The organism is Halobacillus yeomjeoni, assembly GCF_020171525.1.
Lineage (GTDB): Bacteria > Bacillota > Bacilli > Bacillales > Halobacillaceae > Halobacillus > Halobacillus yeomjeoni.
The window spans coordinates 67132-93370 of record NZ_JAIVAI010000004.1; the positions used below are offsets into that span (position 1 = coordinate 67132).

A 26239-nucleotide genomic window follows, 5' to 3' on the forward strand; every position below is an offset into this window, starting at 1 on the left:
AATCTCCCCCCTCAGTTATTTCACGGTCTCTACAGGTTTATTACTTTCTTCAAATGCTGTCATTTCAGCATCAAATTTCTCCATTCCACTCTCTTTGAGGTGTTTGATTCGTTCTTGCATTGCCAAGTAATCACGAGGTACAACTCGTACAAATCTATGGACATAATGGTTCCAATTGTTTAAGATCCGCTGAGCAAGGCCACTGTTCGTGTATTGGACATGCTTTTCTATCATTTCATAAAGTTCCTGAATCTCTTCGGCATTGGACAACGATTGTAAATGGACAAGGTCCTTATTACACTTCGTTTCAAATGGTTGTTCAGATTCATCCAACACATATGCAACTCCTCCGGACATCCCGGCTGCAAAGTTTCGTCCTGTCCCTCCGAGCACAACAACCTTTCCACCTGTCATATATTCACATCCGTGGTCTCCTACACCTTCGACGACTACATGAGCACCACTATTACGCACACAAAAACGCTCGCCGGCTAGTCCGTTAATATATGCTTCACCCGAAGAAGCCCCATAAAAAGAAACATTACCGATAATCGTATTTTCTTCAGGTGCAAATGTAGATCTCGGAGATGGATGTACAATGATTTTTCCGCCGGATAACCCTTTTCCGACATAATCATTTGAATCTCCGACCAGTCGTAGCGTCATGCCTTTTGGAATGAAGGCTCCGAAGCTTTGGCCGGCTGACCCTTTGAATGTCAATTGAATGGTATCTTCCGGCAAACCTTCCTCTCCGTACTTCCGAGTCACTTCACTCCCCAGAAGGGTACCTGTAACACGGTGGATGTTCCTGATTGAACCCGTTGCTTGTACAGGCTCACCTGTCTCAATGGCCTGCTTACATAAAGGAATCAGTTCTTCTATATCCAAAGTTTTTTCCAATTGGTGATCCTGAGTTTCTGTTGCATAGCGTCCATAGTTGTCTGGAACTTGTGGTTGATAAAGAAGAGCGGAAAGATCGATCCCCTTCGCTTTCCAATGATCAACAGCTTCATTTGTTTCTAATACATCGGTACGACCGATCATTTCGTTGATGGAACGGAAACCGAGTTCTGCCATCAATTCTCGTGTCTCTTGAGCAATAAAACGCATGAAGTTTTCCAAATGGTCGGCTTCACCTGTGAACTTCTTCCTCAATTCTGGATCCTGCGTTGCTACACCCACAGGGCAGGTGTTCAAGTGACAGACACGCATCATGACACAACCTAAGACCACCAAAGGTGCTGTTGAGAATCCATACTCTTCTGCTCCAAGTAAAGTAGCGACAACAACATCCCTGCCCGTCATCATTTTCCCGTCTGTTTCAACAACTATACGATCTCTCAAACGGTCAAGGACAAGGGTTTGATGTGTTTCTGCCAATCCGATTTCCCATGGAAGTCCAGTGTGTTTAATACTTGTTCGAGGAGCGGCTCCGGTTCCTCCATCATAACCACTGATCAAAACTAAATCTGCACGACCTTTTGCCACACCTGCAGCTATAGTACCTACCCCGACCGCAGATACGAGCTTCACACTGATTCTCGCTTTTGGATTGGCATTCTTAAGGTTATAAATAAGTTCAGCCAAATCCTCGATCGAGTAAATATCATGGTGAGGTGGCGGCGAGATCAATTCGACCCCGGGAGTCGACCCACGGACTTCTGCAATCCAAGGGTATACTTTCTTTCCAGGAAGGTGTCCTCCTTCTCCCGGTTTTGCTCCTTGAGCAATCTTTATTTGAATTTCATCCGCATTCACTAAGTAGTTGCTCGTGACTCCGAAACGTCCGGATGCTACTTGCTTGATTGAACTTCTACGCAGGTCTCCATTTTCGTCAGGTGTAAAACGGTCAGGGTCTTCTCCTCCTTCACCCGTATTACTCCTTCCTCCTACACGGTTCATGGCAACAGCTAAAGCTTCGTGTGCTTCCTTGCTAATGGAACCGTAAGACATGGCACCTGTTTTGAACCTCTTACAAATATCCTCAACAGACTCCACTTCATCTATTGGAATGGAAGGACGGTCTTTGAAAGATAACAGGCCTCTCAGAGACTGCAGGTTATTCTTTTCATCTGTGAGCAATTGTGAGTATTGCTTATATAATTTGTAGTCGTTCTTACGACAAGCGTGCTGAAGAGTAGCAATCGTTTGTGGATTGTATTGATGATCTTCACCGTTTTTACGGTACTGGAATTCATCCCCCGCTTCTAATGTGCGGTTTCCTCCACGTTTTTCACTGTAGGCGACTTCGTGACGCATCAATACTTCCTTCTCGATGATATCTAAACCAATTCCACCTAAGCGTGAAGATGTACGAGTAAAGTACTGATCGATGACATCCTTATGAATACCAACCGCTTCAAAAATCTGCGCTCCACGGTAACTTTGAATCGTAGAGATCCCCATCTTTGATAAAACTTTTATTATTCCGTCTGTAACAGCTTTTACATATGTTTCAACCGCAATGTCATGGGATTCAACTTCCAAATCGCCACGATCCTTTAGATGACGCAGTGATTCAAATGCCAGGTATGGATTGATTCCTTCCGCTCCATAACCTAAGAGAGTTGCAAAATGATGGACTTCGCGAGCTTCCCCAGTCTCAATCAGGATGCTGACTTTCGTTCGTGTTCCTTGTTTGATCAAATGGTGGTGCAGTCCTGATACAGCAAGCAAAGCAGGGATAGCCGCATACTCTTTACCCATACCTCTGTCTGAAAGCATCAATAATGTCGTTCCATCTTCGATGGCCTGATCCGCTTCTTCGAATAGACGGTCGAGCGCTTCTTTCATTTTATTTTCTTTCGCTTCAAATAAAATGGAGAACGTTTTCGGTTTGAAACCATCTATTGTTTGTTGTCGTAATTGTTCAAACTGAACGTTGGTCAAGATGGGCGTCTCTAACCGAATCTGCCGGCAGCTTTCAGGTTTCGGATCCACAAGGTTACCTTCAGCACCTATAGTCGTTTCCACCATTGTAATCAATGATTCTCTGATAGCATCAATAGGAGGATTCGTTACTTGTGCGAATAACTGTTTAAAATAGCTGTACAATAGTTGCGGTTTCTTAGAGAGCACCGCTAATGGAGAGTCATAGCCCATTGACCCGACTGGATCTTTTTTGCCTGTCACAAGCGGCATAAGAATTTTATTCAATTCTTCATTCGTATAGCCGAATGCAAGCTGTTTATCAATCAGTGATTCAACAGGACGATGCTCAACCGTCGGCTGTGGAAGGTCTTCCAAATTGAACTTATGCTCATCGATCCATTCTTTATATGGCTGCTCTCTGGAAATTTCAAGCTTGATTTCTTCATCTGGTATGATTTTGCCCTTTTCAAGATCGACAAGCAGCATTTTTCCAGGGTGGAGGCGGTCTTTGTATAAGATATCGTCTGCAAAGATATCCAAAGCTCCTACTTCAGAACCAAGTACGATCATTCCATCTTTCGTTACGTAATAACGGGCAGGTCGAAGGCCATTCCTATCGAGACAGGCTCCGATCTGCTTACCGTCTGTGTAAGCAAGTGCAGCCGGTCCATCCCACGGCTCCATCAAGCAGCTGTGATATTCATAGAAATTCTTTTTATCTTCTTGAATCGTTTCATCATTAGACCATGGTTCCGGCACCATCATCATTGCCGTGTGAGCAAGAGAGCGACCAGAGAGGTATAAAAACTCAAATGCATTATCAAACATAGAGGAGTCACTACCATTGGAGTCGATGACAGGAAGGATTTTCTGAAGATCCTCATCACTGAAATATTTAGAGGAGCATAACTCTTGGCGAGCCCTCATCCAATTGACGTTTCCTCTTAAGGTATTGAATTCCCCATTGTGGATGGTATAACGGTTTGGGTGTGAACGTTTCCAACTAGGGAAGGTGTTCGTACTGAAACGAGAGTGCACTAATGCGAGGGCAGTCTTAAAATCAGGGTGGTTCAAATCAATATAAAAAGAATCCAATTGCTCAGGAATTAACATCCCTTTGTAAACAATTGTATTTGAAGACAAACTGCTGATATAGAAGTCATCAAAACCATCTCTACTCGAGATCTCAATCTCTGCCCTTTTTCTTATAATGTATAGACGTCTTTCCAAGTCCATTTGATTATTTATGTTATCTGCAGGCGCTACAAAGGCTTGAAGAATATAAGGTTTCGTTTTCTTCGCATCTTTCCCTACAAAGGAATCATTGATAGGAACTGTTCGCCAGCCTAAAAATTTCTGCCCTTCTTCGTGGACGATCTTTTCAAAGGTACGTCTGCATTCCATACGCTTATCACGGTCTTCAGGAAGGAATAACATACCGATCCCATACTTCCCGGCATTCGGTAGTTCAATATCTTCTTTTTCACATTGCTTCTCAAAAAAATGATGCGGAATTTGTGTTAAGATTCCTGCACCATCACCGGTACTTACATCTGCGGACTGACCTCCGCGGTGTTCAAGGTTACATAAAATTGTGACAGCATTTTCAACGATGCTATGAGATTTCGTACCGTCAATGTTGGCAATCATCCCTATTCCACAGGCTTCATGTTCGTTCTCAGGGTGATATAACCCTTGAGGTACTGGATATCCATGTTTCTGCATAATCATTCCCCCTGATCAGCTATTTGATTGATTTTAGTCGATTATAAAAAATTCTGTCTTTTCAGTTTTTTACTAGTATAGCACGAAAAAACCTTCGTATCATGCTTGAACAGCGTGTTTAGAGGGAATTTTCATTAAAATTTGACAATTTAAAATGCACCTGAACTCTTATATATAGATGATGTAAGCGCAACCATATTTTTCGCTTAAAATTTTTCAAATTTTTTCTGAAATTAACTCAAAATCACTTAATTTCATTCTTGAAAATGTATAAAACAGTCGCTTATTGTATAAAAATACACCTTTACTGAATGAACTCTTATTGAAATCATTTATAAAACACTAAAAGGGTAGGATGAGGAAAAATTACTCATTTCATCCATGAATTGTATGGATTTAAAGGAAACGAAGGTGAAATTGAAGAAAGAAACAAACAGGGAGGTTCACCTACTATGAATTTAAGAATAAGAGACTATGGAGTAAAGATTGGATCACTAGAAACAGGAAAACTGAATAAAATCACAGATGTAGCAGGTGTCAAAGTAGGGCATACGACCTTAAGTGAAGGAAGCTGTCAAACTGGTGTCACAGCAGTCATCCCCCATGAACGAAACCTTTTCAAAGAAAAATTGATTGCTTCCACTCACGTGATTAATGGTTTCGGAAAAACTATGGGGACCATACAAATCAAAGAACTTGGTACCCTTGAAACTCCGATTGTACTAACTAACACATTAAATATAGGTGTGGCAGCCGAAGCAGTCATGGAAAAAACTCTTGAAACAAACCCTGACATAGGCCGTTCTACAGGAAGTATCAACCCTGTGGTCGGAGAGTGCAATGATATGTATCTAAACGATTTACGGGCGATGTTTGTTGAGAAAGAACACGTACATAAAGCTATGACAGAGACCAAGATTGATTTTGAAGAAGGTTGTGTAGGGGCCGGTACAGGAATGCTCTGTTACTCATTAAAAGGCGGGGTCGGTTCATCTTCCAGAACAATTCCGCTGGAGCATGGAAACTACACGCTTGGAGTTCTTGTGGTCACCAATTTCGGCTACATCAGTGACTTGAGAATTGATGGGAAACCTGTCGGAGAGCAATTAAGCAGGTATGTCATTCCTTCTGGAGAAACAAAGGATCGAGGATCGATCATGGTGATCATTGCAACTGATCTGCCTGTTTCAGAGCGCCAGCTAAATCGAATCATTAAAAGAAGTGTTACCGGACTGTCCCGGACAGGTTCTGTCATCACTACGGGGAGCGGAGAGGTCGCCATCGGCTTTTCTACAGCAAATAAAATCCCTCATGAACCCAATGGAGACTTACTCTCGACCTCCACAATTCATGATGATGAAATCGATGAAGCTTTCAGAGCAGTAGGGGAAGCGACGGAAGAAGCTGTTTTGAACGCGCTGATTATGGCAACTCCTGTTAAGGGGAGAGGTGGAAATGAACGGCCTACCCTTTCAGAGCTTATTGAAAAATATAACTTATCCCTAAACTAAGAAAACCCCGGTCAAGGACCGGGGTTTTCATTTAAGCAGCCTTACTTGCTCCGCCACCATGTTTGCGATGATAAATGACATTGATTTCAGCTCCTACCATCAAAATAATGCCCGTAAGGAAGAACCATAGCATTAAGATGATGACGCCGCCTAAACTGCCGTATGTTGCTGTATAGTTACCGAAATTGCTTACGTAAAAGGAGAATGCTAAAGAAATGACCTGCCATAATATTGATGTGATAATAGCTCCAGGTAAGACATGTTTAAATGGAATGTTTTTGTTAGGAGCAAAATGATATAAAGCCATCAAAATGGCACTCATTACTACAATTCCAATTGCCCATCTTAAAACTTGGAAAAAGATTACTGTCTGATCAGGCAGATTCAACGTACGATCGATGGCACCAATAATTACGTCCCCAAAGACAGGCAAAGCCAGGGCTACAACAAATCCAATAATCATTCCAAGTGTAAGAATGATAGAAAGCAGCCTTACTTTTATAAAAGAACGCGTCTCTTCGACGTCGTACGCTTCATTTGCTGATTTAATAAAAGCATTAATTCCGCTTGAAGCTGACCACAGAGTACCAAGTATACCAACGGTCAATAAGCCGCCGTTAGGTTTATCAACGACATTAATAATATTTTCTCGAAATACTTCTGCCGTGTCTTCAGGAAGAAAATTGGTAACAGTGTTCATAGCGGCTTCCGCACTAATGTTCAAGTAAGGAAGAATCGACAAGAGTAATATAAGCATAGGCACGATTGATAATAGATAATAATAGGCTTGGGCAGCCCCTAATAAGGGAATATTATCCTTTTGAAATTCTTCAATCAAATCTTTTACATAGTTCACAACCTTCTTCACTATTTAAGCCTCCTCCAACATCTTCTAGTAGTCTATCCCCTTTTTGACTACTTATTAACCTATGAATCGTTTGAAAATGTGTTTAAATATGGAAGCAGGGCTATTCTTTCCTTTTCGAAGAGGCTCTTATATTCATGGATTCTCTATATTTTGCCACCGTTCTCCTTGATATGGTAACAGGGTGAATTTCCTTGATTTTATTGACGATCTGTTGATCAGAAAGTGGATTGCCCTTATCTTCACCCTCAATCAAACGCTTTATCATTTGTTTCACTTCACTGGAAGAGATGGGAACATCCCTCCCATTCTTTAATCCTGGTGTGAAAAATGCTTTCAAATCATAAGTCCCTCTTGGAGTTTGTATAACTTTATGAGCAACTGCCCGACTTACTGTAGACTCATGTACCCCAATCATTTCGCCCACTTGTTTATAATTCATAGGAACCAGGTGGTTTCCATAAAAGAATGAAGATTGCTTATAGAGTATAGCTTCGACCACTTGGATAATTGTTGCTCTCCTTTGTTCGATACTATTCATTAACCAACGAGCTTCCTTGTAACAATCTTCTATGAAACTTTTCGCATCAGAGTTTATATCCGTAAGAGATGCAAGCTGTGAATTTAGGTTTATTAGAGGAGTTAAGGAATTTGTGTCTTTCAGAAAAAACTCTCCCCCCTTCTCTTCAACGATGATATCCGGAATCAAATAGTCTACAAATCGGTTTCCTTCATCGACCTTTGGTTGAGGGTTTAAGTTTTTCAAGAGCGAAAAGGCTGCTTTCACTTCTTCCTCACTGACATTCAGATTTTGAGCAATAAACTTCCATTTCCGATCAGACGCCTCTTCAAGATAATCGGACACTAGCTTATGTAGTATATAATTGGAAGGATAGTCATTTTCAATTTGATAGAGTAAGTACTCCCTCATATTAAAACAGCCAAGTCCCATAGATTCATATACTTTAAGTTTGGTTATCTGTTTCTCTATCTCTGAACGGGTAGACGACATAGATGCAGCGATTTCTTCAATGGTAAGTGGGAGAAATCCTTTCTCATCCAGATTTAATATTAGATACTCCATGATTTGAAAAGGTTTTATGTTTTCTTCATTCCACTTGAAATAATCAATTATTTTTTCCCTCCACCCTTGTTCGCTCTCTACAAAGATACCAGCAGGGTTAAACATAGGCCTGGTTCGCGAAGGTGTCCCGTTGATCCCCCTTGGATTTTCAATGGAAATAAGAGGGTTTTCCAATGACTTTTCTTCTATAAATTCTATAAGTTGAGCTTGAGAATACTGCAGAATTGTGACCGCCTGACGCATTTCTGTAGACATATATAGTTTTGTCGTTTGATTTTGAGTTAATTGAAGCTTCATGTTGAACTTCCTCCCACTCGTTGTCAGCGCTTTCAATGTAATTTAATTCTATTATAACAAAGTAGGAGGACCGGAATGAACGCTGCTGAGGGATATAATTTTCATCTCTATTCTCACAAAAAAACCGACACCTGAAGGCATCGGCATTAATTGTTTCACGTGAAACAATAGATTATAAAACATATTTGGCTAAAGTCTTTTGAACTTCCTGGATAGGACTGTCTTTTTTGAATAGCTTTCCAATCGGTTCATTGGTGCCGGATAACCAGATTTTCAATTCAGAATCCAAATCGAAGCCACCCGCTGTTTCTACACTGAAATGGGTTATGCTTTTGTAGGGAATGGAGTGATATTCTACTTTTTTACCTGTCATTCCTTGTTTATCTATCAATAATAAACGTTTATTCGTAAATATAAATGAATCTCTCAATACTTTATATCCACTTTGAACTTCTTCTTGATCGACTAAAATATCTTTGATTTCTCTCTCCAATTTATCTTTATCCACTTCGCTGGCGTTACCCATCAGTCCGTCTAAAAAGCCCATTCAGCTCTCCTCCCTTAATGGAGATGTCTTAACAGCATACATTCACAAGGGGCTAAATCAATCGTTAATTTACCCTTCTTCGCCTTGAAAATCCTTTTCTTATTCTCAAGCTCCTGCCACTTCCCTCTTTCAACATTGAGACTGACTTTCTTTTGTTCATGATAGCTGCGGTTCATAATATAGATGAACTGCTCATTGTTTGCTTGTTCACCAAATACATCTTTTTCATTCGAAATCCATCGTTCAAACCCGTACACATCACTATTCACAGCAAATGAGTTCCAATTACCGGTTCTCAACGCTGCGTGTTCTTTACGCCACTTTCCGATATCCTTATACCACTCGATTAACGTCGGGTCTTCTCTACCCCAAGGATAAGGCTTTCGATTATCAGGATCAGCACCACCAGTAAGACCCGCTTCATCCCCGTAGTATAGTGACGGAATTCCAGGGAATGTATACATCCATAAGCTTAATGCTTTGATCTGCTTTTTCACGATGTTTTCCTTTTCTTCTTCTCCAAAATGATCAGGCAGATAACCATCCAGCATCGTTTTGATTCTTTCGACGTCATGACTGGATAACATGTTCATCAACGCATAGAAGTATTGCAAAGGATAGTGTTCGGAAAGAGTCTTCAAACGTCGGTCCACGTAAAGAGCATCAATATCACCTTTCATAAAGTCCAGCATCAATTTACGCATCGGATAATTCATCACTGAATCAAGAACTCCACCTAAAAAGTAATCCCTTCTGTTCCCACCGGAAATTTTATTGGATGCATCTTCCCAGACTTCTCCGAGAAGTACACTGGATGGATCATGAGATTTCAACTGACTGTTGATCTGCTTGATCAAGTCATCCGTCAGTTCATCTGCAACATCCAGTCTCCAATGCTTCATCCCTGAATTCTGCCATGTTTTTATGACACTATCCGGGTTATGGATCAAGAAGTCCTGATAATCCTTATTCTCTTTATTCAGTGTAGGAAGCGTCCCCACACCCCACCACGCTTCATAATCATTCGGGTAGTTATAAAACTGGTACCAAGGGTAATAAGGAGAATCCTTAGATTGATAAGCTCCTAAAGAGTCATATTCCCCTTCTCGGTTGAAATAGATACTATTGCTGCCAGTATGGCTGAACACTCCATCCAGCATTATCTCTATACCGTGTTGACCAGCTTTTTCAATGAGTTCTTCAAAATCTTCTTTGCTCCCTAAAAGAGGGTCAATGGTATGGTAATCCCCGGTGTCGTATCGATGATTACTTTCTGCTTCGAAGATAGGGTTCAAATAGATGACAGTTACCCCTAATGACTGAATATAGTCCAGCTTTTCAGTAATACCTTTGAGGTTTCCTCCGAAGAAGTCCCAGCGTATGACTTCTCCTCTCTCATTTCTGATGTATATCGGATCGTTTTCCCAATGTGCATGAACCAAGCTTGATTTAGGGGCCTTGCTCCTATCTATTTCTCCCGCTGCATAAAATCGATCAGGAAAAATTTGATACATCGTTGCATGTTTCCACCAATCCGGAGTCTCATAATCCGGATCATAAACAGTGATCTGCCAGGAAGGAGGGATATGGTCATAAACTTTGCCCTCTCCACTTTCAAAAATGTTCTCCCTGCCATAAAAAATCTTTCCATCTTCCAGTACTATTTCGAAGAAGTACCAAATCAATTGGGGCTTCTTCGGCATTTCTACAGTCGTTTCATAGGAGTTGTAGTGGTGTTCTTCACTATAAAGATCCATCATCTTCGTCCGTTCATGATCTGTCCTATCCAGGATGTAATGTAAAATGACACGTGTTACCCGGAAATGTTCATGTACATCAATGGTCAAAGAAACATTCGAACCCTTCGGTGCTGCACCGAAAGGCTCTCTGTATTTCAAGTCAAAACTATTGTGATACACATCATAATGTCTCACGATTGGTCCCTCCAAAACATCATTTCAGCATTTGAACACGTTCAATATTCCAAATTTGAGAGGCGTATTCTTGTATCGTACGATCACTGGAGAAGTGGCCGGATTGGGCGATGTTAACCAGGCTCTTTGCGTTCCAGAGTCTCTTATTTTGGTAATCCTGACTCACTTTTCTTTGAGCCATTACATAATCCGCGAAATCTTTCAAAACGAAGTACTCATCGTTATGGTGGATAAGAGCTTCGTAAATCGGCTGAAAATCCATCTCTCCCTTAGAAAAAGGACTATAGTGAATGAGTTGTTCTAATGTATGCCGCAAACGTTCATCTTGGTCAGAAACCTGTTTGGAGGAATACCCTCCAGTTCGGTAATACTCAAGGACCTCTTCTGAACTCAGACCAAATGTATAAATATTTTCATCACCTACAAGATCATGGATTTCTACATTCGCTCCATCCATCGTTCCGATCGTTAGTGCTCCATTCATCATGAACTTCATATTCCCCGTCCCGGATGCTTCTTTACTTGCAGTGGAAATTTGTTCACTGACGTTGCTTGCAGGAATGATTTTTTCAGCTGTTGAGACCGAATAGTTCGGTAAGAATACAACTTTGATTTTGTCATTGACCTCATCATCTTTGTTGATTACTGCTGCGATTCTATTAATGAGCTGGATGACCTTCTTGGCAAAATAATATCCTGAGGCTGCTTTTGCCCCGAAAAAGAAGGTTCTAGGTACCATATCCAGGGTAGGATCCGCCTTTAACTCGTTGTATAAGTGCATAATATGAAGAGCATTAAGCAATTGACGTTTGTACCCATGTAATCTTTTAATATGGACATCGAAGATAGATTGCGGGTCTACGGTAATCCCTTGAGTTTCTTTAACCCAATCAGCAAGTGCGATCTTATTGTTCTGTTTAACGTCATCAAGACGGTCTAAAAATGACAAGTCTTCTTTCTTCTTCAAGAGGTCCTTCAAACGATCCGGTTCATTCATCCACTGATCGCCGATAGCTTCTGTAATTAAATTGCTCAATGGTTTATTTGCATGCATCAGCCAGCGACGGTGGGTAATGCCATTCGTTTTATTATTGAATTTACTAGGAAATGTTTCATAAAAACTCTTCATTTCACGTTTCTTAAGTATCTCTGTGTGCAATTTTGCGACACCGTTAATACTGTGACTGCCTACAATGGATAAATGGGCCATTTTCACCTGCCCATCTGCTACAATCGCTAAATTAGCGATGCGGTCAAAGTCACCGGGATATGTTTTCCATAACGCCTGGCAGAACCGTTCATTTATTTCTTCTATAATCATGAATAGTCGTGGAAGCAGAGTTCGAACTGTATTGACCGGCCACGATTCTAAAGCCTCACTTAGTGTCGTGTGATTCGTGTAGGAGACGACAGATTGAGTAATCTCCCAGGCTTGGTCCCAGCCGAGACCTTTTTCATCGACTAATATCCTCATAAGTTCGGGAATCACTAGGGCAGGGTGTGTATCGTTGATGTGGATAGCTGTTTTGTCAGAGAATGCAGACCAAGGGAGGCCTGTTTTTTCAAATGATTGTATGATGGATTGAACGCCTGCAGAAACAAGGAAATATTCTTGTTTCAACCTCAATCTACGTCCTTCTTCTGTGGAATCATCCGGATACAAGAACTCTGATACCGACTCTAAAGCCCGTCTGTGATTCAAGAAGTAACCCATTTCGTTTTTTCTCTTCGCTCTGACCATAATGTCTTCTGTCGTGGCTTCTGCAGACCACAACCGAAGCGTATTCACAGTTTCATTATTATAGCCTACAATCGGTACATCGTATGGAACTGCACGGATTTTCTCATAATCAACATACTCAAATTTCCAATTTCCAGAAGAATCTTCTTTGAAATCGACATAGCCTTCGTATTTCACTTCGATCGCTTCTTCAGGTCTCCGCACTTCCCATATGAAGTCTTTGGAAAGCCATTCATCCGGCAGCTCTACCTGCTTGCCGTCGATGATATGTTGATCGAACATACCATATCGATAGCGCATTCCATATCCATGTCCAGCTAAATTCAGAGAAGCTAATGAGTCCAGAAAACAAGCAGCCAGTCGTCCGAGACCACCGTTACCAAGCCCTGCGTCATTTTCGTTTTCTTCAAGGCTGTCGAGGGACAATCCCAAATCTTCCAATCCATCCTGTACAAGCTTTAAAAGATTCATATTCAGTAAATTGTTCCCCAGTAATCTCCCCATCAAAAACTCCATGGAAAAATAATAAACCTGCTTCGTTTGGTCTTTTTGATACCGCTCTTCCGTCTCCATCCATTTCTTGGTTATTTCATCTTTCACCAAAGCACCGAGCGCTCGGTATGTGTCGTACTCTGAAGCTGTCTCTACTTTTTTCCCGAAGTTCGTTTTCAACTTCTCAACCAGTGCCTGTTTGAACATCTCTTTATTGCTGAACATTACCAATAAGTTCTCCCCCTCTAATGAAAAGCTATTCAAGCATCGTTTGATACAAATCCATATATTGGTTTGCGGAATCTTTCCATGTAAACTTGCTCTTACAAATATTCTTGACTAACTTCTGCCATTCAGACTGGTCCTGATAGAATTCAAGTGCGCGACGAATCGTATACAACATATCGTGCGCATTATAATTAGCAAATGTGAATCCATTCCCCTCTCCGGTCGACTTGTCGTACGATTGAACTGTATCTGCAAGTCCTCCTGTTTCACGAACAATCGGTGCAGATAAGTATCTTAATGCTATCAATTGACCAATTCCACATGGTTCAAAGCGGGAAGGCATCAGGAACATATCGCTTGCAGCATATATTTGTCTTGAGAGTGCTTCTGAGAAGGTAATATTCGTTGACATTTTTTCTGGGTGTCGGTCTTGGACCCACTGGAGCATCTGCTCGTATTGATATTCCCCTGTACCCAATAAGACGATTTGCAAATCATCGTGATACAATAATTCATCAATTACACGCCCGATAAGGTCGAATCCTTTTTGTTCAACCAGCCTGGAAACGATGCCAATCATAGGAACATCTTTTCTTACAGGAAGACCCAGCTTCTCTTGCAGCCACATTTTATTCTGAGCTTTCTTGATCAACGAACTTCGGTAGGGAAACTCGAGCGCTTCATCTTTTAACGGATTGTAATCTTGGTCATCAATTCCGTTTACTATACCAACCAACTCATCGGTGCGCTTTCTCAACACTCCATCAAGGTTCTCCCCGAAATAAGGCGTCTGGATCTCTTCAGCGTACGTTTCACTGACCGTCGTAATGAAGTCAGAAAAGTTCAAAGCAGCTTTCATAAAATTAATGTTTCCATAAAATTCTAACGTGTCGTCTCGCAGCATGCTTTCATCGAAATCCATTAAATCATGCAAAACTGACGGCGCGAACACACCTTGATACTTCAAGTTGTGAATGGTAAATGCCGTTTTCATACCCTGGAACTTCTCTACATCTTTGTAATGGGTGTGCAGATAAAGAGGGATTAAACCTGTGTGCCAATCATGGCAGTGCAGAACGTCAGGCGTCCAATCCAAATCGATTAACATTTCCATGACTGCACGGTTGAAAAATACGAATCGCTCTGCTTCATCATCAAATCCGTATAAATTGGATCGCTTGAAGTAATACTCGTTATCTATGAAATAGACAGGGATTCCGTCATATTCGATATATTCAATGCCTGCATATTGATTGCGCCAGCCTAACTGCACATTCAGTTCCCCCAGGTGGGTCAGTTGCATCTTCCATTCATCAGACATATTTTCATACTTAGGAAGAACAACGCGGGCATCCACCCCTTCTTTTTTCAACGCCTGAGGAAGAGATCCCAGCACATCTGCCAATCCTCCTGTTTTTATAAAAGGCGTACATTCTGATCCGATCATCAATACATTCACACTGATACACTCCTTCATATTGTGAAATCGCTCACTTATATATCTATGATTTTCCCTTTCACTGTTTAAGTGAAAGGGACTGCCTCTAGACAGCCCCTTACCCCATTTATTTACATACTTTTTCTTTTCGGTACCACGTAAGGCTTCTCAGGGGCACCAATAAGTGTACGGCCCTTCGAAATCGTACAATCTTTATCCAGAATGACATTTTCAAGCACTGCATCACTTTCAATCTCGCATCTCTGCATGATGATGGAGTTTTTAATTACAGCCCCTTCTGCAACTTTCACACCTCTGAACAAAATGCTGTCTTCCACATGACCTTCAATTTCACAACCGTTCGCTACTAAAGTATTTGTTACGTTGGAAGAAGACAAATACTTGGAAGGTGCTTCGTTTTTCACCTTCGTGTAGATCGGGTTATCGTCATTAAATAAACGATCATGTTCTGTCTCGTTCAACAGATTAAAGCTGTTGCGGTGATAGCTTTCTACGGAATTAATCAACGCATGAGCTCCGACATATTCATGTGCATTCACTTTCAAACGGTCCAGCTGCGCTTTGATTCCATCTTGGAAAAAGTGTGAACAACCATGTGCAATACACTGTTCTATCAATTCATGAAGAAGGTTCTTGTCTATTAGATACATATCCATATAGACGTTTTTGTTTTTCAAATCATTATTTATAGAAGTGACGCGATGATTTTCATCGATTTCAAGCTTATGGGCACTCTGATGTTCAGGGTAGAGTTCATCCACTTTTGTATAAACCACGGTGACGTCTGCCCCGGACTCTTTATGGTCTGCAAGAACATTTTGATAATCGATATTGCAGATATTTTGCGAACCGGATACGACAATATAGTCTGCCAGCGTACGATTAATAAAGTCGATGTTGTTATGGAAATGCTGCAAATCTCCTTGAGAGATATCAGTAGGGTCATTCCAATCTGGAGGAAGGATGAATAAACCTCCACGTTTACGGTCTAAATCCCACGCCTTTCCCTGCTCGAGATGATCCATCAATGAGCGGTATTTGCGACGGGCAAAAACCGCTACGGAATCAAAACGGGAGTTTGTCATATTCGAGATAGCAAAGTCGATCATCCGGTAACGTCCTGCAAATGGGACAGCTGCTCCACACCGGAAGTAAGTCAGTTCATCCAACATATCTTGTTCATGATCCAAATTTATAATTCCAGCTACACGATCCATAAAATATAGAAGCCTCCTCTTAGCAATTGGTTACATAACTTGAAGCAAGGACACTGCCTTCTTCAGCTACAAGTGTGATTTCACTATCAGGTGCCGGGTCTCCAATAACAGCCCCATCTTCGATGACTGCACCCTTGGAAATGATCGCACGATGGATTTTTACATTTTTGCCGATTTTCACATCAGGCATAATGACTGAATCTTTAATTATTGAATCTTCATCAACGTGTACACCATAGAAAACGATAGATGTGTCCACAGTGCCTTTGATACGGCACCCTTCATTGATTAATGCATTATTGACCTTCGCCTGAGGAGCAATATACTGCGGAGGCTGATTCGGGTTTTTAGAATAAATTCTCCATCGTTGATCGCTTAGATCCAGCTCAGGCTCCTTTTTCAATAAATCCATATTGGCCTGCCATAAGCTTTCTACCGTTCCTACATCTTTCCAATATCCTTCAAATGTATAAGCCATAAGTTTTTTATAATCATGAAGCAAAGCAGGGATGATATCTTTTCCGAAGTCATGAGAAGAGTTTTCGTTTTCTGCATCATCCACTAAGTACTGCTTCAGTACATCCCAGCGGAAAATATAAACGCCCATAGAAGCTAAATTGCTTTTAGGTTCAGCCGGCTTTTCATCAAACTCGGTAATACGACCGTTTTCGTCTGTGTTCATGATTCCGAATCGACTTGCATCTTCCCAAGGGACTTCTATGACAGAAATCGTAGCGTCCGCTCCTGAAGCTTTATGATGATCCAGCATGGCGCTGTAATCCATTCGGTAAATATGATCACCCGATAAAACCAATACGTGCTCGGGATCATGTTGGTTCAAGAACTTGATATTCCGATAAATCGCATTTGCAGTTCCTGTATACCAACCGCCACCTTCTGCCTGCATGAATGGCGGAAGGACAGAGACTCCTCCGAATTTCCGGTCAAGGTCCCACGTATCTCCAATTCCGATGTAGTCATTCAAAATCAAAGGTTCGTATTGGGTCAATACGCCTACTGTGTCGATTCCAGAGTTTGTACAATTACTCAGTGGAAAATCGATAATCCGATATTTACCTCCGAAATAAACAGCAGGTTTAGCAATTTGTTTCGTCAAGGATTTAAGTCTCGTTCCCTGCCCACCAGCTAAAAGCATTGCTACGCATTCTTTGTTTTTCATGATTTTTCCTCCTTGGATACTGAAGTTCTTTTTAAGAAGCTCACGCCGAGTGGGGGAATCGTCATGGATATATGTTGGTCTTGTCCTTGCCAAGGTTCAGAAATAGTTTGCAGTGCTAAACCATTTGTTTGACCAGAACCTCCGAAGTGTTCCGCATCACTCGAGAATATTTCTTTGTATGAGCCATGTTTCGGTACGCCTACTTTATAATCGTGATAAACTTCAGGAGTGAAATTACAGACCACGATCAATTCTTCGTTTGAACTACGGCCATTACGCGCGAATGACACAATGCTCTGCTCATAATTATTTGGATCGATCCAACTGAACCCTTCCTCTTTATGATCCAGCTCCCATAATGAAGGATTGTCGTTATATAATTGATGCAATTGCTTCATGTATTCCTTAATCGCAGAATGTGAGTCGTAACCCAGAAGCTCCCAATCCAAGTCCTCTAAATCTTTCCACTCATCGAACTGACCGAATTCACTACCCATGAATAATAACTTCTTGCCTGGGTGTGCATACATATAGCCAAGGAAAGCACGAAGGTTTGCGAATTTCTGCCAGTAATCCCCCGGCATTTTATTTAATAACGATTTCTTTCCATGAACGACTTCATCATGAGAGATCGGGAGTACAAAATTCTCAGAGAAGGCATAAAAAAGTGAGAATGTAATCAGGTTGTGGTGGTACTTGCGGTGGATTGGATCAAGCTCCATATACTTGAGCATGTCATTCATCCATCCCATGTTCCACTTGTAGTTGAATCCAAGCCCTCCTATATAAGTCGGAGCACTGACAAGCGGCCACGAAGTTGACTCTTCAGCCATCATCAGAGTATCGGGTATTTCTTCAAACACAGCTTCATTCATTTTCTTAATGAAAGATACAGCTTCTAAATTTTCACGACCGCCGTATTCATTCAATTCCCACTGCCCATCTTCTTTACCGAAATCCAAGTAAAGCATGCTTGCTACTGCATCTACCCGGAGCCCGTCCAAGTGATATTCCTTCAACCAGTAAATGGCGTTGGAGATTAAAAAGCTTTGAACTTCATTTCGAGCAAAGTCGAAGGTTAACGTGCCCCATTGTGTCTTTTCTGCCTTACCAGGGTTTTCATATTCATAAAGATGCTCTCCATCAAACCTTCTTAATCCGTGCTCATCTTTACAGAAATGGCCTGGAACCCAATCCAGGATCACTCCGATTCCATGCTGGTGGCACTGGTCGACGAAGTATTTGAAATCATCAGGAGAACCATAACGCGAAGTTACTGCAAAGTAGCCTGTGATTTGATAACCCCAGGATCTGTCGAAGGGGTGTTCCATAATGGGGAGTAACTCAATATGGGTATAGCCAAGCTCTTTCACATAAGGAATGACCATATCAGCATATTCACGGAAGTTATAGAAGACCTCCGGTTCTATGTATCTCCACGATCCCAGATGAATTTCATATATCGACATTGGGGATTCATAAGGATTTTTGGCTTTTCGTTCCTTCATCCAATCTTCATCGTTCCAAGTATAGTTATCCAATGAATGAACAACTGAAGCTGTATCCGGACGAAGTTCACTTGAAAAAGCATAAGGATCCGCTTTCAACCTCAAGTGACCATGTGGTGTCAATATTTCGTATTTATAGATGACACCTGCTTCCAACCCAGGAATGAATGTCATCCAAATTCCATTACCATTCACTTTTTCCATAGGATGCTCTCTGCCATCCCAGTCATTGAAGGTACCTACTACACTTACTTGTTGAGCGTTCGGAGCCCACACAGCAAAACGTATGCCCTTTTCACCATTTCTGGTTTCAACATGAGCACCAAGAAGCTGGTAGCTGTACCTCAGATTCCCCTGATGAAATAAATATATGTCGTGTTCTAAAGCTGTGTCATTAACCACGCCACCACTCCTCTTACAAAGAAATTTATGTTTAAAATATTTGAAAAACATGTAGAATTTTTTAATCTCTATATTAATCATAAAATTCCAACTGTGCTTTTACAATTAAAATTAGGAAAAAATTCTGAAAAGTTTTGTCGATAAATAGGGCTTTTTGTAAACGTTTTATTAAGCTTCTTAATATATCTACAAAGATAGCGCTTACAACATTTTGGAGGGTCTTAGAGAAAAAAAAGAAAAAAAGTAGTATTATAGTGAGGAAAATAATTACAAAAACATTTATCTTTCTAATGTCACCTTTGGATGGACATGTGATATCAAAACCTATAAACTACACTACCTTCTATTACGCTTATTCAAACCCAATATTTTCTAGGTGGCAGATTTCACCTGATGCTCCGGCCACGCAACTTCCATATACAGGAAGACTCAAGGTGGGAATTCAAGGAAATTATTCCATGAGTAAATGTGTTTCATTGGTTAATGTTAGTGGTATAGCAAACTAAACATGTAGAAGAGGTGATAGAGAAATGACATTAGCAGGCATCAGTTTACTTATTATTGCATTATCTTTTGCATTCATAGCTGTTTTTGTTGTAAAAACATTAAAAGCTGCCTCCTCCACCATGACGAGCGTGTCAAACACCTTAGAAAAAGTAGAAGGTCAAATGCAGGGAATCACATCCGAGTCTGAAAATTTATTGAAAAAAACCAATAACATCGCATCAGACTTAGAGAAGAAAACCCAGTCCATCAACGGATTTGTAGATTCTTTACAAAATGTCGGGTCCACTATGGGAAATGTTAACCACACCTTGAATGGTATGGCCGAAAGTGTAGCCCACGCTTCTGATCGATCCAGCGATCAAGTAGCAAAAGCGATGCGATGGGGAGATGCAGCGATAGAATTATACTTAAGATGGAAAACCAAAAAGAATAATACAGGAAAGAGAGGGTAAAAGATGGACTTTTTAGGAATTGGAGTACTAATTATAGGAATTGCTTTCGCCGTTGTATCTATTTTTATAATAAAAGCGTTGAATAACTTGGCAAAAGTTCTTGGCGGAGTGAATAAAACCGTAGAACAACTTCCGGAACAGCTTGATTCTGTAATGAAGGAAACATCGAATGTCATCCACAATAGTAATGATACGTTAGCCGACGTCAATGAAAAAATCCGAGCTTTAAGTCCATTGTTTTACATTGTCGGGGACATTGGAGAATCCTCCAGGAAATTAACGTCGTCCCTGGTTGATATAACTTATTCAATGAAAAATAGTACGCACGAAGGGGAGCAGAAAGTAAATGAGGAAGGCTGGCGCGGAATCTATGGCGCTCTAGCATTATCCTACTACCTGATTCAAAGAAGAAAGGCTTTAAAATCTGTCCAACTGGATAGTCAAAACCTATGAAACGTCTCGAATGGTTGGTAGGTGCTTCATTAGGAGTGATCAGCGGCGTTTGGATCCAGGCTGTGACAAAAGAGCTTCCCATATATAAAATGAAAGTCGAGCGCAAGAAAGAAGAGTTTTATGAAGTAGGTAAAATACATCATCACATTTTGGAAGCTTCTAAGGAAAAATTGAGAAATGAAGCACAACAAAACATACTTGGAGAGGAGAATGAAATTGGCACAACAAACACAAGAAACTAAAGGAAATAAAAAGCTGCCACTGGCTATTCTAGCAGGTGCAGTAGTCGGAGGAGCATTGGTCTTAATTAAAGATTCTAACGAAAGAAAGCGTCTTAAAGAGGGAACCTCATCAACCAAAGAGGCCCTTACAAATTATGCATCAGAAGTAAAGGAAGATCCTTCAGCGAAAAAAGATGATTTAGTCTCTAAAGTGAGAAATATCGTATCTATTACGAATGAAGCGGTAGCTACAGTACAAGAAGTTTTCAACAACCAAGGTAAGGAAATCACTGAGAAAGCAAAGGATATTAAAGAAGAATCAGAAGAAATCATTTCTACAGCTAAAGATGCTGGAGAAGACCTGCAGGAAGTCACAGAAAAAGCGCAGGAAGTAAAAGAGGAGATTACTGATTCTGAAGAAGAAACGCTGACAGCAGAACAAAAAGAAGTGGAAGTTAACCCTAACCGATAAAATTCAATATTTTAACCTTAAAAAGCTGGGCTTATGCCCAGCTTTTTCTTAATGATTCTTTTTATCCAAGTACTCGTTCGGCTCTGCACCAAATTCAGTACTATGGTTTTTAAACTGAGCCAGACGGCCGTTTCTGTGTTCGCCATTGTTTTTATTTTCTTTAAATTGACGATTGGGCTTCTTGTCTTTCTTACTCAAAGTTCATCTCACCTTTACTTTTTGTAGTGGAGGGGTATTATTATTGTCTATCGTCCCGGTGAGGTTATGCATTTTTAATGGAAGCCACTTTACTGCCGACCTCTTTTTCACTTGAATAGTTCATCATTTTTTCTAAATGCTTTCTGAATAAAGCCATAATGATCAAATGAGCTTTTGCTTGTGTGTACTTATAAAAGAACCAAGGCAGGGATGGCATATAATCATGGATAGCAACTATGGCCTGGTTTTTATGTGGAATTTTTCTAAACTCAAGCCTCCCTCTTACATTTTTTTCTGTGTCCGTAAGCCACCCACCAGTTATATAATAAAGCGATCGATCTGTGTTGCTTCGTTCGTATGAATAAGTAAGCTCCAGTAAAGGGGTATTTGAATATACGAATCCGATTTGACAGCTCAGTTTTTGATCCACCGTCGTTTTAATCCACGGATTCAACACATCCTCCAACCATTTCACATAATGTTTCGCCACCCAATCCACGTTCTTCCCTTCAGGAATAGGAACGCGTTGGACAGACCTCACATCCTCCTGAATATCAGTCAGAATGGAAGGTTTACCCCCTTCTTTTTCTCTACTCTGTTCTTCTTGAATTAAAGCATTCTTCGCAGCTTCTTCAAAACGGACAGAACCAAAACTGATGGGCTTGACTGTATTTTCTTTCTGCACAACCATGGGGTGAACAAGGCTTTCGATTAATGGATAAACCATTTCTTTGGGAGCTCCTGATACGAGACGGACCCATAACCTTGATAAATGAATGGTCAAAAAAGGAAAATGAATCATCTTTGGTTTGTTTCCCATGACATCCGCCAACTTAGTCATCATCGTTTGATAGGTCATGACTTCAGGTCCTCCGATATCAACCGCCCGGTTTTCAAGCTCTTTATTCCCAACACTTTGACTAAGAGCACCTAAGACATCCTCCAGCGCAACAGGCTGCGTTTTCGTGCGGGTCCATTTAGGAAGCAGCATAAACGGAAGACGCTTGACGAGTTTTGCCAATATAGGAAATGAAGAACCTTTAGGTCCCACAATCAACCCAGCACGAATTGTGGTAACAGGGACTTGATAGGATTTTAAAATCCTTTCTACTTCCAATCGACTTTTAAGGTGCCTCGACAGTTGGGGAGAATGTTTCGGGATTATACCGCTCAAATAAATGATTTGTTTCACACCTTGTTTCTTGGCAGCTTTTGCGAAATTATCAGCAAGGATAACATCCATGTCTTCAAAAGATCCTTGAGTCAACTTCGCTGACGGCATCATGGAATGAACCAGATAAACCGCAATATCCGCACCTTGCAATCCCTTTTCAGCATCTGACAATGAATATAAATCACAGGAACGCCAAGTTACATGCTTCTTATTGTCTCTACGTTCTCCATTTCTCGATAGGGCTATTACTTCGGCATAACCCTCCATTTTTTTCATCAAATTGCCCCCTATGTACCCACTAGCACCTGTAAGGGCTACTACTGGTCTTTGACCAGACATAACACTCCCTCCTTTTTGATTCATTTATTAAGAAATACCCTAAATCCAAACCTTATAACATAAACTTCATCTGTAATATTTCCAACAAAATTTTAAATTACTGACAATAACATAAGCTCATGTAATTGCCTGATATAAACAAAAAATAACTCCCCTACTGAAGGTGAGTTATTTTCTACGGATAAGCCCACTTATAAATGAGGTTATCGAATAGCGTCCTTATATCTTTGATAATAAGAAGAAATGTTATTTAAGAGCAATAATTCTGTATATAAGTAGGCTTTCATATTAAAATCATTAAAGTCTATTGAAGTTAATTCCTGTATTTGTTTAATGCGGTAATTCAAAGTGTTTGGGTGAATAAAAAGATTTTGAGCTGTCTGTTTTCCTTTTCCGTTATTAGCTAAATACACTTCTAAGGTTCTAAGTAATTCCGTTTGTTTTTCAGAATCGTTCTGAATTAACCGTAAAAGATCTTCACTGTAGTAATCATCTGAACTATTCTTCTCATACAGAGTTGCTAAATGCCTATAGATTCCCAGCTCAGCAAATTCACGAGGCATGGTTTCAGGTCTTGGATTAAGAAAGTTTGCTGTTTCAATGACCTCCAGAGCTTCTAAGAAGCTTTTTCTCATATAATATAATTCCGTATACTCTTTACCAATTCCAATTAAAAAATGATAAAATTGTTCATCTCCAAGATCTTTCTTCACTTCATCGACTAGGCGGCGCGCTACATTTGTAGAAGAAAATTTCTCTCTTGAACTACCCTCCACGACTAAAATTAATTGAAATTCAGACTTCAAATATTGGTATTGGCGGTGAAATTTAAAGCGGTCGACAGTTCCTTCTAAATAATCAAGCAAATACTTGTGCTGCGGAGCACTGACAGAAAAAACGATGACAGAAAAACGATTCGGGATTTGAAGTTTTGCTTGAGAAGCTTCATTACGGAATTGGCTCTCATTCCCGTATTCATGATGCAGCAATTGCCAAAGCAGCTCTTCTTTTCTTCCTTCTTTGACATTTGCTTTCGTATACATATCATAGATTAACTTGCCCAGGTGGGGGGCGACTTCTCCTAAAAAATCAAGCTCCGTTTGGTTCAGGTTCCGATCCGCTTCCTGCACCCAGATGAACCCCATCGTGTGGCCTAAATGCTTGACTGCGACAACTATTCTTTGCTGGAAACCAAATTCTTCTATTGGCTCAATTCTGATAGGATCTGATTTCTTTTCTAACCGCTGAACAATCCCTTCTTTTTTTAACCGTTCAATGATAAAGCTTGGACACTTTTTTGATAAAATCGTCTTCTGTTGCGTTAAATCAAATTCATAAGATGAAGAACTGTAGGAAACCAATTCAAAGTTTTTGTTCTCAATTATAATAGGTTCCCCTATTTTAGAACTGATCAGTTCCGTCGCCTTATGAATATCTTCTACTTGAAGAATCAAATCTTTGACTTCCATATGAAATCATACCTTTCCGTTACCACTGATCCTGTTTCCGCATCTCTTGTTTGTCACCATTATAGCGGCTTCATATGGAAATAAAAAGCAATATCCCGGAAAGGATTCTAAGGCTCTATTAAAGTTTACCTGTTCATTTATTCACTTCGAGAGGTTGTTGAGTGTGTGAGTGCCTTAGAAAGCGGACCCTTATCCGCACTCGTCACGAGATGCAATTAGAATCGATCCCAATACTTGCCTAGGGTTGGATAAATAAAAACGACACTAGATATTAACAGAGCTTTAAATAAAGAAAACACCCCGAACTCATTAGGCTCGGGGTGTTAAGATTCTATTGAATAGTATTAATATCTTTCAGAAATGGTCTTCGCCTGCATATGCAGCGCTAGATAGTCCGGTCCGCCAGCTTTGGAGTCTGTACCTGACATCTTGAAGCCTCCGAATGGCTGATAACCGACGATGGCACCTGTGCAGTTACGGTTGAAATACAAGTTTCCGACGTGGAAGTCGTATTTCGCTTTTTCCAAGTGGTCTCGATTGTCTGAGATCACTGCGCCGGTAAGGCCGTACTCCGTGTTGTTGGCAATTTTAATGGCTTCATCAAAGTCCTTCGCTTTTGTGAAGCAGACGACAGGACCGAAGATTTCTTCCTGCTGCATACGGGAATTAGGGTCAAGGTCTGCGAAAATCGTCGGTTCAATGAAGTAACCTTTGGAGTCGTCCCCTTTTCCTCCAGTTACAAGACGTCCTTCTTGTTTACCGATTTCAATATAGCTCATGATTTTATCATAAGCGCTTTGATCTACGACAGGACCCATATAAACATTTTCTTCAGAAGCGTTCCCGACCGTAAGTTTTTCCGCGCGCTCTTTCACCATTTCCAACACTTCATCATAAACATCTTCATGAATGACGGCTCTGGAACCGGAAGAGCATTTTTGTCCTGAGAAGCCGAATGCTGATATGATGATCGCTTCTGCGGCTGTTTCAAGGTCCGCTTCCTTATCAACGACGACAGTATCTTTACCACCCATTTCAGCAATTACTTGTTTAATGTGATTCTGTCCTTCCTGGATGACAGAAGCACGTTCCATGATCCGTGTTCCTACGTCACGGGATCCAGTAAAGGAAATAAGGGCAGTTTTCGGATGGTCGACAAGGTAATCGCCTACTTCTTTACCGCTGCCTGGAACAAAATTCAGCACACCTTTCGGAAGACCTGCTTCTTCAAGCACTTCTACGAATTTCGCAGCTATGACCGGGCTGTTACTAGCCGGTTTCATGACTACGGTGCTTCCAGTGACTAGAGGAGCTACTGTCGTTCCTGCCATGATTGCAAGTGCCAAGTTCCATGGTGGAATGACAACGGCTACACCTGTAGATGTGTAAATATAGCGGTTTTCTTCACCAGGGCGGCTTTCTACTGCTTTTCCTTCTTTCAACTCAATCATTTGGCGTCCGTAATATTCAAGGAAGTCAATCGCTTCTGCCGTATCGGCATCGGCTTCTTTCCATGGCTTTCCTACTTCATGAACAAGATATGCAGAAAACTCATGCTTGCGGCGTCGAATGATATTTGCAGCACGGAATAAAATTTCCGCTCTTGCTCTTGGATCCCATTTTCTCCAGCTTTCAAACGACTCGGACGCTGACTGCATCGCCTTTTCTGCTAGATCTTCATTCGCTTTTGATACCGTTCCGACCACTTGTTTCGTATTTGCCGGGTTGGTAGAGGTGATAACATCATCCGTACGAATTCTTTCGCCATCAATCAACAAATCGTAATGTTGACCTAATTCCCCTTTCACTTTCTTCAACGCTTCCTCGAAAGCTTTTTTATTTTCCTCTACTGAAAAATCTGTGAATGGCTCATGTTTATAAGCGGTGACCATG

19 protein-coding genes are annotated in these 26239 nt (G+C 40.9%); 5 read left to right on the forward strand and 14 right to left on the reverse strand.

Annotation, left to right across the window (positions count from 1 at the left end; translation table 11 throughout):
• Nucleotides 1–15: 15 nt before the first annotated feature.
• Entirely contained in the window at nt 16–4596 is a 4581-nt protein-coding gene (gene gltB, locus LCL89_RS12200) for a glutamate synthase large subunit (RefSeq protein ID WP_224810339.1), read from the reverse strand.
• Nucleotides 4597–5048: 452 nt separating this feature from the next.
• On the opposite strand from gltB, the gene LCL89_RS12205 reads away from it, so the two are divergent.
• A complete protein-coding gene (locus LCL89_RS12205; protein WP_224810340.1) occupies nt 5049–6107 on the forward strand; it encodes a DmpA family aminopeptidase in 1059 nt (352 codons plus the stop codon).
• Nucleotides 6108–6138: 31 nt separating this feature from the next.
• On the opposite strand, the gene LCL89_RS12210 is transcribed toward LCL89_RS12205, so the two are convergent.
• From LCL89_RS12210 to glgB, 9 genes are all read right to left on the reverse strand, one after another.
• A complete protein-coding gene (locus LCL89_RS12210) occupies nt 6139–6975 on the reverse strand; it encodes a YihY/virulence factor BrkB family protein (protein ID WP_197316965.1) in 837 nt (278 codons plus the stop codon).
• Nucleotides 6976–7075: 100 nt separating this feature from the next.
• Nucleotides 7076–8353 carry an RNA polymerase factor sigma-54 gene (rpoN, locus tag LCL89_RS12215; protein WP_224810341.1) on the reverse strand — a complete coding sequence of 426 codons (1278 nt, stop codon included), beginning with the start codon at nt 8351–8353 and terminating at the stop codon, nt 7076–7078.
• A 172-nt stretch (nt 8354–8525) separates the two neighbouring features.
• Nucleotides 8526–8900: a PH domain-containing protein gene (locus LCL89_RS12220; RefSeq protein ID WP_224810342.1), complete on the reverse strand. Its 375-nt coding sequence runs from the start codon at nt 8898–8900 to the stop codon at nt 8526–8528.
• Between the two features lie 14 nt (nt 8901–8914).
• Nucleotides 8915–10834 (reverse strand): glycoside hydrolase family 13 protein, encoded by a 1920-nt coding sequence (locus tag LCL89_RS12225; protein ID WP_224810343.1) that lies wholly within the window; start codon nt 10832–10834, stop codon nt 8915–8917.
• A 19-nt stretch (nt 10835–10853) separates the two neighbouring features.
• Nucleotides 10854–13292, reverse strand: coding sequence for a glycogen/starch/alpha-glucan phosphorylase (locus LCL89_RS12230; protein ID WP_224810429.1), 2439 nt, complete (start codon nt 13290–13292; stop codon nt 10854–10856).
• 31 nt (nt 13293–13323) lie between these two features.
• Complete coding sequence (gene glgA, locus LCL89_RS12235; protein ID WP_224810344.1) at nt 13324–14754, reverse strand: glycogen synthase GlgA; 1431 nt, start codon at nt 14752–14754, stop codon at nt 13324–13326.
• Nucleotides 14755–14864: 110 nt separating this feature from the next.
• Nucleotides 14865–15971 carry a glucose-1-phosphate adenylyltransferase subunit GlgD gene (gene glgD / locus LCL89_RS12240; protein WP_224810345.1) on the reverse strand — a complete coding sequence of 369 codons (1107 nt, stop codon included), beginning with the start codon at nt 15969–15971 and terminating at the stop codon, nt 14865–14867.
• Nucleotides 15972–15990: 19 nt separating this feature from the next.
• Nucleotides 15991–17151 (reverse strand): glucose-1-phosphate adenylyltransferase, encoded by a 1161-nt coding sequence (locus tag LCL89_RS12245; protein ID WP_263620712.1) that lies wholly within the window; start codon nt 17149–17151, stop codon nt 15991–15993.
• On the reverse strand, nt 17148–19061 hold the full coding sequence (glgB, locus tag LCL89_RS12250) for a 1,4-alpha-glucan branching protein GlgB (protein WP_224810346.1): 1914 nt from the start codon (nt 19059–19061) through the stop codon (nt 17148–17150). Before glgB ends, LCL89_RS12245 begins: the two co-directional genes overlap by 4 nt.
• A gap of 530 nt (nt 19062–19591) precedes the next feature.
• On the opposite strand from glgB, the gene LCL89_RS12255 reads away from it, so the two are divergent.
• Genes LCL89_RS12255 through LCL89_RS12270 form a run of 4 tightly spaced genes read left to right on the forward strand, consistent with a single transcriptional unit; the run spans nt 19592 to nt 21166 of the window.
• The gene (locus LCL89_RS12255; RefSeq protein ID WP_224810347.1) at nt 19592–20020 is read left to right on the forward strand and encodes a DUF948 domain-containing protein; all 429 of its coding nucleotides are present in this window, start codon (nt 19592–19594) and stop codon (nt 20018–20020) included.
• A 3-nt stretch (nt 20021–20023) separates the two neighbouring features.
• Nucleotides 20024–20473: a DUF948 domain-containing protein gene (locus tag LCL89_RS12260; protein WP_224810348.1), complete on the forward strand. Its 450-nt coding sequence runs from the start codon at nt 20024–20026 to the stop codon at nt 20471–20473.
• A complete protein-coding gene (locus tag LCL89_RS12265; RefSeq protein WP_224810349.1) occupies nt 20470–20715 on the forward strand; it encodes a hypothetical protein in 246 nt (81 codons plus the stop codon). The genes LCL89_RS12260 and LCL89_RS12265 overlap by 4 nt, the downstream gene beginning before the upstream one ends.
• Complete coding sequence (locus LCL89_RS12270) at nt 20690–21166, forward strand: hypothetical protein (protein WP_224810350.1); 477 nt, start codon at nt 20690–20692, stop codon at nt 21164–21166. The genes LCL89_RS12265 and LCL89_RS12270 overlap by 26 nt, the downstream gene beginning before the upstream one ends.
• A 48-nt stretch (nt 21167–21214) precedes the next feature.
• On the opposite strand, the gene LCL89_RS12275 is transcribed toward LCL89_RS12270, so the two are convergent.
• The 4 genes from LCL89_RS12275 to pruA all read right to left on the reverse strand — a co-directional run bounded on the left by LCL89_RS12275 (nt 21215) and on the right by pruA (nt 26238).
• Nucleotides 21215–21364 (reverse strand): hypothetical protein, encoded by a 150-nt coding sequence (locus LCL89_RS12275; protein ID WP_197316957.1) that lies wholly within the window; start codon nt 21362–21364, stop codon nt 21215–21217.
• A 64-nt stretch (nt 21365–21428) separates the two neighbouring features.
• The gene (locus tag LCL89_RS12280; protein ID WP_224810351.1) at nt 21429–22877 is read right to left on the reverse strand and encodes an NAD(P)H-binding protein; all 1449 of its coding nucleotides are present in this window, start codon (nt 22875–22877) and stop codon (nt 21429–21431) included.
• 203 nt (nt 22878–23080) lie between these two features.
• The gene (locus LCL89_RS12285; protein WP_197316955.1) at nt 23081–24346 is read right to left on the reverse strand and encodes a PucR family transcriptional regulator; all 1266 of its coding nucleotides are present in this window, start codon (nt 24344–24346) and stop codon (nt 23081–23083) included.
• 344 nt (nt 24347–24690) lie between these two features.
• Nucleotides 24691–26238, reverse strand: coding sequence for an L-glutamate gamma-semialdehyde dehydrogenase (gene pruA, locus LCL89_RS12290; RefSeq protein ID WP_224810352.1), 1548 nt, complete (start codon nt 26236–26238; stop codon nt 24691–24693).
• Nucleotide 26239 lies beyond the last annotated feature (1 nt).

What these genes read in the sequence shown, in the direction of transcription:
- gltB (WP_224810339.1), bottom strand. Translation starts at nt 4,596, where the DNA reads ATGCAGAAACATGGATATCCAGTACCTCAAGGGTTATATCACCCTGAG.
- LCL89_RS12205 (WP_224810340.1), top strand. Translation starts at nt 5,049, where the DNA reads ATGAATTTAAGAATAAGAGACTATGGAGTAAAGATTGGATCACTAGAA.
- rpoN (WP_224810341.1), bottom strand. Translation starts at nt 8,353, where the DNA reads ATGAAGCTTCAATTAACTCAAAATCAAACGACAAAACTATATATGTCT.
- LCL89_RS12220 (WP_224810342.1), bottom strand. Translation starts at nt 8,900, where the DNA reads ATGGGCTTTTTAGACGGACTGATGGGTAACGCCAGCGAAGTGGATAAA.
- LCL89_RS12230 (WP_224810429.1), bottom strand. Translation starts at nt 13,292, where the DNA reads ATGTTCAGCAATAAAGAGATGTTCAAACAGGCACTGGTTGAGAAGTTG.
- glgD (WP_224810345.1), bottom strand. Translation starts at nt 15,971, where the DNA reads ATGGATCGTGTAGCTGGAATTATAAATTTGGATCATGAACAAGATATG.
- LCL89_RS12245 (WP_263620712.1), bottom strand. Translation starts at nt 17,151, where the DNA reads ATGAAAAACAAAGAATGCGTAGCAATGCTTTTAGCTGGTGGGCAGGGA.
- LCL89_RS12255 (WP_224810347.1), top strand. Translation starts at nt 19,592, where the DNA reads ATGACATTAGCAGGCATCAGTTTACTTATTATTGCATTATCTTTTGCA.
- LCL89_RS12260 (WP_224810348.1), top strand. Translation starts at nt 20,024, where the DNA reads ATGGACTTTTTAGGAATTGGAGTACTAATTATAGGAATTGCTTTCGCC.
- LCL89_RS12265 (WP_224810349.1), top strand. Translation starts at nt 20,470, where the DNA reads ATGAAACGTCTCGAATGGTTGGTAGGTGCTTCATTAGGAGTGATCAGC.
- LCL89_RS12280 (WP_224810351.1), bottom strand. Translation starts at nt 22,877, where the DNA reads ATGTCTGGTCAAAGACCAGTAGTAGCCCTTACAGGTGCTAGTGGGTAC.
- LCL89_RS12285 (WP_197316955.1), bottom strand. Translation starts at nt 24,346, where the DNA reads ATGGAAGTCAAAGATTTGATTCTTCAAGTAGAAGATATTCATAAGGCG.
- pruA (WP_224810352.1), bottom strand. Translation starts at nt 26,238, where the DNA reads ATGGTCACCGCTTATAAACATGAGCCATTCACAGATTTTTCAGTAGAG.